Annotated in this window: 12 protein-coding genes and 1 riboswitch; of the genes, 11 read left to right on the top strand and 1 reads right to left on the bottom strand. The window is 31.5% G+C overall.

All coding sequences use genetic code 11. From position 1 onward, the window contains the following. Positions 1 to 2 precede the first annotated feature (2 nt). The 4 genes from ACI48P_RS01160 to ACI48P_RS01145 all read left to right on the top strand — a co-directional run bounded on the left by ACI48P_RS01160 (position 3) and on the right by ACI48P_RS01145 (position 3908). On the top strand, positions 3 to 404 hold the full coding sequence (locus tag ACI48P_RS01160) for a PTS sugar transporter subunit IIA (protein WP_475212633.1): 402 nt from the start codon (positions 3 to 5) through the stop codon (positions 402 to 404). 1 nt (position 405) lies between these two features. Further along, the gene (locus ACI48P_RS01155; protein WP_475212631.1) at positions 406 to 678 is read left to right on the top strand and encodes a PTS sugar transporter subunit IIB; all 273 of its coding nucleotides are present in this window, start codon (positions 406 to 408) and stop codon (positions 676 to 678) included. A gap of 114 nt (positions 679 to 792) precedes the next feature. Further along, a complete protein-coding gene (locus ACI48P_RS01150; RefSeq protein WP_475212629.1) occupies positions 793 to 2163 on the top strand; it encodes a PTS ascorbate transporter subunit IIC in 1371 nt (456 codons plus the stop codon). A gap of 185 nt (positions 2164 to 2348) precedes the next feature. Beyond that, entirely contained in the window at positions 2349 to 3908 is a 1560-nt protein-coding gene (locus ACI48P_RS01145) for a ClC family H(+)/Cl(-) exchange transporter (protein ID WP_475212627.1), read from the top strand. 98 nt (positions 3909 to 4006) lie between these two features. Here the strand turns inward: ACI48P_RS01145 and ACI48P_RS01140 are convergent, their stop codons facing one another. Further along, positions 4007 to 5557: a hypothetical protein gene (locus ACI48P_RS01140; RefSeq protein WP_475212625.1), complete on the bottom strand. Its 1551-nt coding sequence runs from the start codon at positions 5555 to 5557 to the stop codon at positions 4007 to 4009. A gap of 179 nt (positions 5558 to 5736) precedes the next feature. Beyond that, positions 5737 to 5822: riboswitch (cyclic di-GMP riboswitch) on the bottom strand. Between the two features lie 397 nt (positions 5823 to 6219). Here ACI48P_RS01140 and ACI48P_RS01135 point away from each other — a divergent pair. From ACI48P_RS01135 to cutC, 7 genes are all read left to right on the top strand, one after another. After that, positions 6220 to 6516, top strand: coding sequence for a BMC domain-containing protein (locus ACI48P_RS01135; protein ID WP_475212623.1), 297 nt, complete (start codon positions 6220 to 6222; stop codon positions 6514 to 6516). Between the two features lie 42 nt (positions 6517 to 6558). Next, complete coding sequence (locus tag ACI48P_RS01130) at positions 6559 to 6840, top strand: BMC domain-containing protein (RefSeq protein ID WP_475212621.1); 282 nt, start codon at positions 6559 to 6561, stop codon at positions 6838 to 6840. A gap of 243 nt (positions 6841 to 7083) precedes the next feature. Beyond that, positions 7084 to 7386, top strand: a complete 303-nt coding sequence (locus ACI48P_RS01125) for a BMC domain-containing protein (protein ID WP_475212619.1) — start codon at positions 7084 to 7086, stop codon at positions 7384 to 7386. A gap of 201 nt (positions 7387 to 7587) precedes the next feature. Then, entirely contained in the window at positions 7588 to 9213 is a 1626-nt protein-coding gene (locus ACI48P_RS01120) for an acetaldehyde dehydrogenase (acetylating) (protein ID WP_475212617.1), read from the top strand. After that, on the top strand, positions 9213 to 9479 hold the full coding sequence (locus tag ACI48P_RS01115) for a EutN/CcmL family microcompartment protein (protein WP_475212615.1): 267 nt from the start codon (positions 9213 to 9215) through the stop codon (positions 9477 to 9479). The genes ACI48P_RS01120 and ACI48P_RS01115 overlap by 1 nt, the downstream gene beginning before the upstream one ends. Positions 9480 to 9511: 32 nt before the next feature. Further along, on the top strand, positions 9512 to 10663 hold the full coding sequence (locus ACI48P_RS01110) for a 1-propanol dehydrogenase PduQ (protein WP_475212613.1): 1152 nt from the start codon (positions 9512 to 9514) through the stop codon (positions 10661 to 10663). Positions 10664 to 10679: 16 nt separating this feature from the next. Continuing rightward, a complete protein-coding gene (cutC, locus tag ACI48P_RS01105) occupies positions 10680 to 14084 on the top strand; it encodes a choline trimethylamine-lyase (protein WP_475212611.1) in 3405 nt (1134 codons plus the stop codon). Positions 14085 to 14102: the final 18 nt, after the last annotated feature.

Below are 14102 nucleotides of genomic sequence, written 5' to 3'. Positions count from 1 at the left end.
ACTTGATAGTAAAGGTATTAGATGAAGTAAATAGCTTTGAGGAAGCTATTAAAATATCTTGCGATATATTGAAGGAAAGAGAATCTGTTTCTGATAACTACTATGATGCAATCATGGATAAGATAGATCAGTTTGGTCCATATTTCTGTATGGCTCCAAAGTTAGCCATGCCTCATGCAAGACCAGAAGATGGAGCACTAAAAAATGACTTTTGCCTACTTAAGTTAAATAAGGCGGTAGATTTCCTAGGAAAAGATATAGAAATATTTATAACTTTAAGTGCTAAGGATAGCAGCTCACACTTGGATATTATGCAAAAAATTGCAAGTATATGTATGGATGAAAACAAATTAAATAAAATATTAAATTCAAATAATGAAGATGAAATTATGGAGGTAATATAGTATGAAAAGAATAATGGCAGTATGTGGATCAGGATTAGGATCAAGCTTTATGGTAGAAATGAATGTAAATGAAATATTAAGTGAATTAGGATTAAGTGGATATGAAGTATCTCATAGTTCTTTAGCAGATGCAACAGCAGATCAAGCAGATATATTTATAACTGCAATGGATTTAGAATCAAGTGCTTCTCATTTACCAAACTTAATAGCTTTAGAAGCTTTATTTGATAAAGAAGAATTAAAGGTTAAGTTAGTAGAAAAATTAGGATGTTAATCAAAAAATAGATTACTTAAAGTTTACAGTACTGGCAAGTATAATAAAATCTTGCCAGTAAATTTGGAATAATATTATTGAATTTATTAAGACAAAAATGGCGGGGGAGTTAAAATGAACGAATTTTTAAAAGTATTAATAGATTTTGTTTCTGAACCAGCAGTTCTTATAGGTATAATGGTTATAGTTGGATTAGTACTTCAAAAGAAACCTATTGAAGATATTATAAAAGGTTCATTAAAGGCGATGGTAGGGTTTGTTGTAATATCATCAGCTGCAGGTATAATAGTTGGAGCACTTGAACCATTTGGTAAAATGTTTGAATTCGGGTTTAATGTACAAGGAGTAATACCAAATAATGAAGTAGTAGTTGCTATGGCACTAGATGAATATGGTACAGCTACAGCTCTAATAATGACATTTGGTATGATCGCAAATATATTAATAGCAAGATTCACTAAGTTTAAGTACATATTCTTAACTGGTCATCATACATTATTTATGTCTTGTATGATAGCTGTTATATTAGTTTCAGGTGGAATGAGTGGATTTAATTTAATATTTACAGGTTCATTAGCACTTGGATTAATAATGGTGTTATCACCAGCAATGTGTCAACCATTTATGAAGGCAATAACTAAAAATGATTCAGTGGCTATGGGACATTTCTCATCTATAGGGTATGCAGTAGCAGCTTTAATAGGTAAATTAGTAGGTAAGGGATCTAAATCTACTGAAGAAATGAAGGTTCCTAAATCACTAAGTTTCTTAAGAGATTCTGCAGTATCAATATCTATAACAATGTTAGTATTATACTTAATAGTAGCAATGGTTGCAGGAAGTGAATTTGTTGAGACTACACTATCAGGTGGTAAAAACTTTATAGTTTATTCAATGATGCAAGCATTAACATTTGCAGCAGGATTTATATTAATACAAAATGGTGTTAGACTTGTATTAAATGAAATAGTACCAGCATTTAAAGGAATAGCTACTAAGGTAGTTCCAAACTCTAAGCCAGCACTTGATTGTCCTATAGTATTCCCATATGCACCAAATGCAGTGCTTATAGGATTCTTAAGTTCATTTGTAGGTGGAGTAGTATCTATGTTTGCTCTAGGGGCAATGGGACTAACAATTATAATACCAGGTGTTGTTCCTCACTTCTTTACAGGAGCAGCTGCTGCAGTATTTGGTAACTCTACAGGTGGTAGAAGAGGTGCGATAGTTGGTTCATTCGTTAATGGTATAATAATATCTATGTTACCAGTAGCGTTAATACCAGTACTTGGAAACTTAGGAATAGCTAACTCTACTTTCTCAGATGCTGACTTTGGTATAATGGGAATATTCTTAGGTAAAGTACAAGAAATATTTGGTCAAATAGGACTTACAGGAGTGTTAGTAGGTATAGTTATTTTACTTGTAGTAATAAGTAAGGTACCATCAAAAGCACAATTAAATAAAGAAGCTGATGCAGCTTAGTATAAAAATCCCTCGACTATGTCGGGGGATTTTGTATACTTAAAATAATATATATTGTTGAGTCTATATTTGCAATAATAATATTTTGCGTTATAATTATATAAGGAAGGTATATTCTTGAGCAAAAATAGGGCCTATATGGGCTCTATTTTACGTGAATTCTTTAAATGAAAGGAGATGTTTTTTTGCGTAGTAGCAAAGATAGAGTTTACAATTTACTAGAAAGGTCTCAAAATTCTAAGTATACACTAATAAAAGATTCTCTTTTAGTAGGGATAGCTGTTGGTGTAATAATAGTAATATATAGAATACTAGGATCACAGTTAGGCCACATATTTATAAACATATACTCAAAAGGAAAAGAAAATATATTACTAATACCATTAATATTTGCATTATTAATTTTATTAGGATACATTGTAGCAAAACAAGTAAAAAGAGAACCAATGATAAGTGGAAGTGGAATACCTCAAGTAGAAGGAATTTTAACAAGACGATTAAAGGTGAACTGGTTTAGAGTTTTATTTCATAAGTTTGTAGGTGGACTTATCTGCTTAGGTGTAGGATTATCAGTAGGAAGAGAAGGACCTTCTGTACAAATGGGTGCTTGTGTAGGAGAAGGTGTATCGAAAAAATTAAATAAGCTAGAGAATGAAGAAAAATATTTAATAACAAGTGGAGCAAGTGCAGGTTTATCAGCGGCATTTAATGCACCATTATCAGGTGTAATGTTTGCCCTAGAGGAGGCCCACAAAAACTTCTCACCTATCGTTTTATTATCAGCCATGATAGCATCTTTATCAGCAGATTTCATATCTAAACAATTTTTCGGATTAGTTCCAGCACTACATTTTGAAAAACTAACATCATTGCCTTTAAAATATTATTGGGCACTTATATTTTTAGGAATAGCAATAGGAATTAGTGGAGTTATATTTAATAAAGGTGTTTTAAAAACTCAAAGTATTTTTAAGCAAAGTAAATTAAGCACAGAAATTAAAATAATAATACCATTTATAATGACAGGACTTGTAGGGTTAATGTCACCTATATTATTAGGTGGAGGTCATGAGCTTATAATGAGTCTACAAGAAAGTAATTTTACTATAACTATACTATTAACATTCATAATAATTAAATTTTTATTTACATTTATAAGTTTTGGTTCTGGAGTTCCAGGAGGTATATTTTTCCCTCTATTAACTTTAGGAGCATTGGTTGGAAATGTAGTTGGACTTATATCAATATTATATTTTGGGATTCCAAGTAACTATTTAATGAACTTTATAGTATTAGCTATGGCTGGACATTTTGCTGCAATAGTAAAAGCTCCAATTACAGCTATTATATTAATATCAGAAATGACAGGTTCACTACAGCATTTATTAGCACTTTGTATAGTAGTATTAGTTGCTCAATTAACATCTGATTTATTTAAATCACATCCTATATATGAAAGTTTATTAGAAAGATTGTTAAGTAAAGGTACTAATAAATATGATGGTAGTAGCAAGAAGACTCTTTTAGAGGCTGCAGTTCATATGAACAGTGAAATAGATGGTAAGTGTATAAAAGATATTTCATGGCCTAAAAACTGCCTAGTTGTTGCTATTATTAGAGGTAATAAAGAGATATTACCAAAAGGATCAACAGAGATAATAGCAGGAGATTATTTGACTGTTATGACAGATCAAAGCAGTTCTTCTGAAATATTAGAAAAGGTAAGTAGGTTGGCAGAGAGTTAAATAACTTGATTATAGATATATGTATATAAAATATATGTATATTAAAAGGAGTAGAAAAATCTACTCCTTTTTGTTATCTATATTATTTGTAATTTATATTATTTATTATCTAAGAAATGGAATGAATATAAGCTAAAGTTGTTATAACCACTTTCATATATAACATCTACTGAGCCCATACCACTTACTAAATCTGCATCTATCTTTATCTTTCCATCAACTAATATATCTTCTAATTTTAACTCTTGTGGATTTTGATTTGGATATAATACTACTTTTGAAGGCTTTATTATATTCCCATCTAAATCTATAGCTGTATAGTCTAATTCAAAGAAGTTATCTTTGCTAGGTTTAGCTACCTCTTTAGCCATAACATAATTTTCAAGTCCAGTTACATCCTTTAAGTTAGTTAAGTTCTTTAGTGGAGATAGATCTGTTACCTCATTGTAGTTTATATTTAAACTTTCTAAGTTTGTTGCAGATTCTATACCACTTAAGTTTTGTAGGTACATATCATCTTCAAAGTTTAACGACTTAACTTTTTTCATATCTCCTACAGTTATAAGATCACTTTTTAATCCTAAAGAATTTTTTATTGCATTTCTTAAAGATTCATCTTCTATATTTACTACTTCATCTAGTTTTTCTATTTTTTCTAATTTATCTATAGCATCAGCTAATTTATTTATCATCTCCTTAACTTCCGCTTGACCAGGGTTACTTGAGTATGCAATTCTAGTTGCTTCTCTTATAGTTCTTTGGAAATTAACATAACTTTCTTGAGTATACTCATTTAAAGTTACATCTGGAGCATTTTTTATCATATTTTTTAATTTATCTAAGTCAGATTGATTTACATCTGATTTAATGTCTAATTTAACCATCATTGGTACGTTAGAGTTTGTTGCATCTCCTTCTATTCTGAATTCTAATGCATCTCTATAATATGGAACACCATTTGATGCTTTTATAAAGAATTTTATTTTGTAAGGTGATATAGAATCACAGTACGGTAATACTTCTAAGTACATATTTGCTGTTTTTATAATACTTACTCTTGGTGCATATGCAGTACAAGATGTATTAAATCTAGCTCCAGCAGTAGTTTCTAAAGTTAAATCAAATCCATTTAGTAATTCATCTTTAGTTACACTTGTTCTACTAGCTACTATCTTAGGTGTTTCAGCTACACCTAAATCATTTACAACTGGTATTTTTACAGTTAAATCATGGTCTATATCAAGTACAGACGAGTCTATTGTTATTTCCCAAGTATCAATATATTCTATACCTGGATTTGGCTCATATACTCCAAACTCAAAATTAACTCCATCAGAAGGTGCTATTAATTGAGTCTGTACATCATAGTTTTGAGTTATTGCAGGTCCTAGCTTAGAATAATCTTTAGTAGTAAATTTAGCACCTTTAAGTTCTAAATTTACCCATTGCCATCCTCCACCATCTTTTAAGAAGTCAGAGTATTTAACGCTACTTTGCTTTGATACTAAACTAGCTCCTGATTTTTGTTCACTAGATACCTCTAACGTTGGTACTTCTACATTACCATCAACTCCATTTGCAGACGATATTGATACATTAGTAACAATCAATGCTGCAGCTACTGCTAAACTAAAAAATCTTTTGTTCATTTTAACTTTCTCCTTTAATATTAATTTTATTAAAGAAACGTACAGTTATAAAACAAATTTAAAGCCTCTAATTTCAACTCTTTTAGGTATCATAAATATTTCTTTGATATAATTATAATTGCTATAAAATTAAAGTCAGTTAAAAGAGTATTAAATTTTTACAAAGAATATGTATATTCTTTGGCAACTGGCTAACATAGTTTATAAAACCTTAGTCCCTTTAGCTTTGTGCCCCTAGGTTTCCCTAGGTTTACCATTGAATCAAATTTTACCTCGATTTAAAAAATAGAATAACATATATTTTATAATAAATCTATAATTTACCAGAAATTATATTTGAATATTTAATAATTTTAAAACTAAATCATTAATATGATTATGAGTTTGTTATTAAAAATGTAGAAAAGTTTAAAAATAAGAAGCTGATAATAAAGAGCAGTATAAAGGAATTAAATAAAATAATACTAAAAGCTCCTAGCATATGTCTAGGAGCTAATTTTATTTTATATATAAATATAACTAATAAAATAGTAATAAAAATACAATTTTCTACAAAAAATGTCGATAATGTACAAGAAAAGGTATAGATATTAAAAGAATTCATATCAATATTTTTATACAATAAACTTGTAAGAATAAAATAATAATAAGGAGGTACCCCTATGAGAGATGCACTAGGAATGATAGAAACTAGAGGGTTAGTAGCGGCTGTAGAAGCAGCAGATGCTATGGTTAAGTCTGCAAACGTTTCGTTGATTGGATACGAGACTATAGGTTCAGGTATGGTAACAGTAATGATACGAGGAGATGTAGGAGCTGTAAAAGCTGCAATAGATGCAGGAACAAGTGCAGCTACAAGAGTTGGCGAGGTAATATCTTCACACGTAATAGCTCGTCCTCATGATGAAATAGAAAAAATTGAATGTATGAAATCTTCATTAGATAAACACTTATTATAATATACAAGCTGATTAGGAAGTAAAAGAATTAAGGAGGCAAAAATGAGACAAGAAGCATTAGGTATGATAGAAACAGTAGGCTTAGTAACTGCTATAGAAGCAGCAGATGCTATGGCTAAGGCTGCTGATGTTACATTAGTAGGGTACGAAAACGTTGGCTCAGGTATGATAACAGTACTTGTTAGAGGAGATGTAGGAGCTGTTAAAGTAGCTGTAGACACAGGTGTTGATGCAGCTAAGAGAATCGGAACAATAATATCTACTCACGTAATAGCAAGACCACACAATGAAATTGATTCAATAATAACTCAATATAACGTTTAATTAATAATAGACAATAAAGTTAAGTACGCCATGCATAATTAGTAAAGTCCATTGAGTAAATGATATATATAGTTAGAAAACTGATTGAATTATATAAATAGACATAGGAATATAAGTTGAAATATATATTGAAATATATGAAATAATATAAGCCAGAAATAGATGAATCAAAATATAAATAAGTCATGCATCAAATAGAGTGATATTTAGATATAACACGAGATAAAATCGGGAGGATATAAAATGAGACACGAAGCATTAGGAATGATAGAAACTAAAGGTTTAGTAACTGCTATAGAGGCAGCAGATGCTATGGTTAAATCTGCTAACGTTATGTTAATAGGATACGAAAACATAGGATCAGGAATGGTTACAGTAATGATAAGAGGAGATGTTGGAGCTGTAAAAGCTGCTGTTGATTCAGGTCTTGCTGCTGGTGAAAACGTTGGAGAGGTAATAACTTCTCATGTTATAGCTAGACCACACACTGATATAGAAAGAATATTATCACAACACAACTTAACAATAGAAGATATAGCTAACTAATATAAAGATTTATACAATAAAATATAAAAATTACTAATCAATACATAAATTAAGATAGTGAAATCTGCAGCACTTATACCCAAAACAAGTAGATGGTTTGGGTATAAGTGTGAGATTTTATAAGAGATAAAAATCTTATATGGTGAGTTATATAAGATTATAGACAAGAATGAAGCAACTTTAAAGAAAGAGGTATAACTAATGGAATTATTAGATAAAGACTTACGTTCAATACAAGAAGTAAGAGACTTACTAAGAAAAGCTAAAAAAGCACAACAAACTTTAGCTAAGTTAGATCAAGAACAAATAGATAAGATAGTAAAAAGTATAGCAGATGCAGGATATAATAACGCTAAAAGACTTGGAATACTTGCAAATGAAGAAACAGGATTTGGTAAGCCAGAAGATAAAGAAATAAAAAATATATTTGCTTCTAAAGTAGTATACGAAAGCTTAAAAGATACTAAAACTGTTGGAATAATAGGAGAAGACAAAGAAGCTAAAACAATAGATGTTGCAACTCCAGTAGGAGTAGTAGCAGCACTTATACCATCTACTAACCCAACTTCAACAGTAATATACAAGGTTATGATATCTATAAAATCTCAAAATGCAGTAATCTTATCTCCACACCCAGGTGCTAAAAATTCAATACTTGAAACAGTAAAAATATTAAAAGAAGCAGCAGTTATGGCTGGATGTCCAGAGGATGCTATAGGAGTAATAACGACACCTACATTACAAGCTACTAACGAATTAATGAAAAATAAAGATACAGCATTAATACTTGCTACTGGTGGAGAAGCAATGGTTAGAGCAGCGTATTCTTCAGGTACTCCTGCAATAGGTGTTGGACCAGGAAACGGACCATCGTTTATAGATAAGAGTGCAGATGTTAAAAAAGCTGTAAAGAGAATAATAGATTCTAAAACATTTGATAACGGCGTTATATGTGCATCTGAGCAATCTGTAATAGTAGAAAGATGTATGGAAAATATAGTTGTTGAGGAATTAAAAGCACAAGGTGCTTGCATATTAAATGAAGAACAAGCTGAGAAGTTATCTAAATTCATAATGAGAGATAACGGAACAATGAACCCTCAAATAGTAGGAAAGAGTGTAGAGCATATATGTAACTTAGCTGGATTACATGATGCAAATAAAAACGCGAAGGTCCTAGTAGTAAGAGAATGTAGAGTAGGTAAAAAGGTTCCTTATTCAAGAGAAAAGTTAACTCCAATACTTACATTCTACGTAGAAGAAAGTGTTGATGCAGTACTTGAAAAGTCTAAGGAAATATTACTTAATGAAGGAGCTGGACATACTTTCTCAATGCATGCAAATGATGATAACTTAGTAAGACGTTTTGCTGTTGAAATACCAGCATCTAGAATACTAGTAAACACACCTTCAGCACTTGGTGGTATAGGTGGATCAACAAACTTAGTACCAGCATTAACGCTTGGATGTGGAGCTATAGGAAAGAGTTCAACTTCAAACAACATAGGACCACTTGATTTAATAAACATCAAAAAGGTTGCTTATGGAGTAAGAGAAATAGAAGACTTAAGACCAAATAACAACTGCTGTGCTTCAAATAATGATATAAGATTTGCAAGTATACCAGTAGCAAATACATGCTCAAGTGAAGATATAAAGTTTACAAATGTAGATAATAGTTTTGGTTCAGTATGTGCTAATTCTAATGACAATAGATTCAATAATACAGTTCCAACTTCTAACAATGCATCAAATGCTAATGAAGAGATAACAGAAGAAAAGGTAGCAATGCTATTAAGACAAGTACTTGCTGAAATAAAGAACTAATGATACTGGCAAAGGTCATAGGAAGAGTTGTTTCAAATCAGAAAACACCAGAACTTACAGGAGCAAAGTTATTAATAGTAAGTCAGGTAGATAAAGAACAAAATGAAATAAATGATTGTATATATGTGGCTATAGATAAGGTAGGAGCTGGTCAAGGAGATATTGTCTTAGTCGGAGATTGCTACCTAGCAAATCCAGATAGTAAGATAACAGAAGCCAGACAAGATATGTCAATAGTAGCAATAGTTGAAAATATGCAAATCTAATAATATAGAAAAATTAAATAGGGGGTGATACTATGACACAAGAGTTCTCGCTACAACCCAAAATACTTTTTAATGAAAATAGTATAGAAAGTATAAAAGATATAGATTGTAAAAACGTATTCATAGTTACTGATTCTATAATGAAGCAATTAGGTTTTGTAGATAAGATCATAGGTATCCTTAATGAAAAAGAAATAAAAAATACTGTAGTGTTTAGCGATGTTAAGCCAGATCCAGACATAGCTATGATAACACAAGGTATGAATGAAATGGACAAATTTGAATTTGATGCAGTTATAGCTGTAGGTGGAGGATCTGTAATAGATGCTTGTAAAGCTATAATGTACTGTTTAGATAAACTAAAAAAATCAAAAGGTCAAGATTTTAAAAAGCCTACATTTGTAGCTGTTCCATCAACAAGTGGAACAGGTTCTGAAGTTACTGCATTCTCAGTTATAAAAATAGGAAGCGAAAAGCTAGTTTTAGTTGATGAGTGGATGCTACCAGACATAGCTATACTTGATCCTATATTTGTAAAATCTGTACCAAACTTTATAACAGCAGATACTGGAATGGACGTATTATGTCATGCACTAGAAGCCTACGTTTCAACTAATGCAAGTGATTTTACAGATGCATTAAGCGAAAAAGCTGTTAAGTTAGTATTTAAGTATTTAGTAGAAGCTTATAAAGATGGAAACAACAAAGAAGCAAGAGAAAAAATGCATAGTGCATCTTGTATGGCAGGTATAGCATTTACTAATGCATCTTTAGGAATAAACCACTCTTTAGCGCATTCTTTAGGTGGAATATTTAAAATAGCACATGGAAGAGCAAATGCATTACTTCTTCCACACATAGTAGAATACAATTCTTCAATGAATAAAAATAATAAAAATGAAGTTATGAAAAAGTATGCAAACTTAGCTAGAGAACTAAACTTACCTGCAGTCACGGATAAGCAAGGTGTTCAAAGCTTAATAAGAGCTATAAAGCTATTAAAAGATAAAATGAATATGCCAAAGTCTATAAAAGATTTAAACATAGATATAAACGACTTTAAAAATGAGCTAGATACATTATCAACATTAGCTATAAACGATAGCTGTACACCAACAAATCCAATAGAGCCAACTCTTGAGGATATAAAAGACATTTATATGAAAGCATACGAAGGAAAATAAAAAGGAGGCAAAGTACATGAATTTTAACGAAATGATGCCAAGAACTAAAGTATTAAAAGATAGATTACTTAATAACCCAACTGGCGTTTGTACACAAAGAGGAGAAATAGTGTCAAATGCATTAAATGAGTTTGGAAATGAACCTGCTTTAACAAAAAAAGCTAAGGTATTAAATAGATTATTAAATGAAGTTTCTATAAACATAGAATTAGATGAATTGATAGTAGGAAGTCATTCATCTAAGGCAAGATATGCATTATTATTCCCTGATTTAAATAATAACGATGGGTTATCTGCATTTTCATTTATTTCAGAAGAAGTAGAAGTAAATGGACAAAGAAAATACAGCCCAAATTATGAAATAGTAATATCAAAAGGATTTAATAACATAAAAAAGCAAGCTCTTAAGCAATTAGAACAATTAGCATCAAATAGTGATGAAAACTCTAAGCAACAAAGAGGATTTTTAGAAGCAGCTGTAATAGCTTGTGATTCAGCTATAAACTTTGCAAGTAGATATGCAAAGAGAGCTTACGAAATGGCTCAAAATGAAAGTAATCAATATAGAAAAGCTGAGCTTTTAAACATAGCAAACATGCTAAATAAAGTTCCAGCTAACCCTTGTGATACTTTTGAAGAAGCTATACAAGTATTCTTCTTATTCCAATTAATGATGCAATTAGAGTGTGATGCATATTCAGTAGCACCAGCTGGACTTGATAAGTGTTTATATCCATACTTTGAAAGAGATATGAAAAACAATAGATTAAATGAAGCTAAGGCTTTTGAAATAGTAGAATCACTAATGCTTAAGTTAGCTCAAGTTAGTGAAGAAAGAGCTACAAGAGATATAGATGGTTATCCATTATTTGACCACTTATTAAATGGTGGAAAGCTAACTGACTCAAAGATAATAATAAACAAATTATCAGAGATGTTCTTATGTGCACTTAAAAACTTATTACAAGCAGACAATAATTTAAATGTTAAGTTATTCAATGCTTCAGTAAACAACACAGCTTGTAGCACTACTGATACTTCTACAGATAGTTTAGAAGGTAGACTAAAGAGATTAAAAGAAAACTACTTAAAAGCAAAGCCGAGCGTTTCTATAAATAGAGCACTAGCTTTCACTAAGGTAGCAAAAGAAAACCCAGGACTTCCAAAGATAATGTTAAGAGCAAAATCTTTCAAGGAAGCTTGTGAAACTGCACCACTATTAATACAAGCTGATGAATTAGTAGTAGGGCATCCATGTGGAAAGCCAAGAGCAGGAACAATCTCTCCAGACATATCATGGAGATGGGTAAGAGACGAACTTGATACTATGCACGCTCGTCCTCAAGATCCATTCATAATAGATGAAGCTGATAAGAAAGTATTAACAGAAGAAATATTCCCATTCTGGGAAGGCAAATCTGTAGATGAGTACTGTGAGACTCAATACAGAGAAGCTGGACTTTGGGAATTATCTGGAGAAACTTTCGTAAGTGATTTATCATATCACCAAATAAACGGTGGTGGAGATACTTGTCCAGGGTTTGACGTTATATTAGTTAAAAAAGGTATGAACGGAATAAAGGAAGAAGCTTTAGCTAACTTAGAAAATTTATCTATGGATAACCCTGGGGATATAGACAAGATATATTTCTACAAAGCTGCAATAGATACTTGTGATGGTGTTATAGCTTATGCAAATAGATTAGCAAACCACGCATTAGAACTTGCAGGAAAAGAAACAAATGCAAATAGAAGAGAAGAATTAGTAAAGATAGCAGATATGCTAAAGCATACTCCAGCTAATCCTCCAAGAACATTCCATGAAGGATTACAATGTATCTGGACTCTAGATTCATTATTCGTAGTAGAAGAAAACCAAACAGGATTATCATTTGGTAGACTTGACCAATACTTATATCCATTATATGAAGCAGATATAAGAGAAGGTAGAATGACTAGAGATGAAGCATTCGAGATGTTAGGATGTTTCGTTATAAAGTGTTCTGAGATGATGTGGTTACAAAGTGAATTAGGAGCTAAGTACTTCGCTGGATACCAACCATTTGTTAACGTAACAATAGGTGGACAAACAAGAGAAGGTAGAGATGCTACTAACGATTTAACATACTTAATAATGGATGTTATAAAAGAAGTTAAGATGTATCAACCAACACTTGCATGTCGTATACACAACCAATCTCCACAAGAGTACTTAAAGAAGATTGTTGAAGTTGTAAAAGCTGGACTTGGATTCCCTGCTTGTCACTTTGATGATTCTCATATAAAGATGATGCTTATGAAAGGTTTCTCAATAGAAGATGCGAGAGACTACTGTATGATGGGATGCGTTGAGCCACAAAAGTCTGGACGTATATACCAATGGACATCAACAGGATACACTCAATGGCCAATAGCTATAGAGTTTGTATTTAACCGTGGAGTAATGAAGTTATATGATTCTAAGCAAGGTGTAGATACTGGAGATTTAGGTAACTTCAAGACTTATGAAGAATTTGATGCAGCAGTTAAAGAGCAAATAGCTCACATAACAAAATTATCTGCAATAGGAACAGTAATAAGTCAAAGAGTTCATAGGGATTTAGCACCAAAGCCATTAATGTCATTATTAGTTGAAGGATGTATGGAATCTGGAAAAGACGTAATGGGTGGAGGCGCTATGGTAAATGCAGGACCTGGACTTATATGGTCAGGACTTGGAACATACGTAGACTCTATGGCTGCTATAAAGAAATTAGTATTCGATGAAAAGAAATATACATTAAAGCAATTAAAAGTAGCAATGGACAACAACTTTGTTGGATATGACGGAATAAGAAATGATTGTCTAAATGCTCCAAAGTACGGAAACGACGATGATTATGCAGATAGTATAGCATCAGATTTAATAAGCTTTACAGAAAATACTCATAAGCAATACAAGATGTTATATTCAAACTTTAGTCATGGAACATTATCAATTTCAAATAATACTCCAATAGGAGAATTAACAGGAGCAAGTGCAAATGGTAGACTTGACTGGACTCCATTATCAGATGGTATAAGTCCAACACAAGGTGCTGACTTAAAAGGTCCTACAGCTATTATAAAATCTGTAAGTAAGATGAGTGTTGAAAGTATGAACATAGGCATGGTTCATAACTTCAAATTATTAAAGGGAATCCTTGAAACTCCAGAAGGAGAAAATGGATTAATAACTTTACTTCGTACGGCATCTATCCTTGGAAATGGTCAAATGCAGTTCAGTTATACAGATAACGAAATACTAAAGGATGCTCAAAATGATCCAGACAACTACAGAGATTTAATAATACGTGTTGCTGGTTATAGTGCATACTTCGTTGAGTTATGTAAAGAAGTACAAGATGAGATAATAAGCCGTACAGTGCTTGACAGGTTTTAATTAGAGTAGGAGGGAAAT

The organism is Romboutsia sp. LXY-2 (assembly GCF_056171995.1).
Note: the sequence above shows the minus strand (reverse complement) of the source record. Positions and strands in the feature narration are given on the sequence as shown.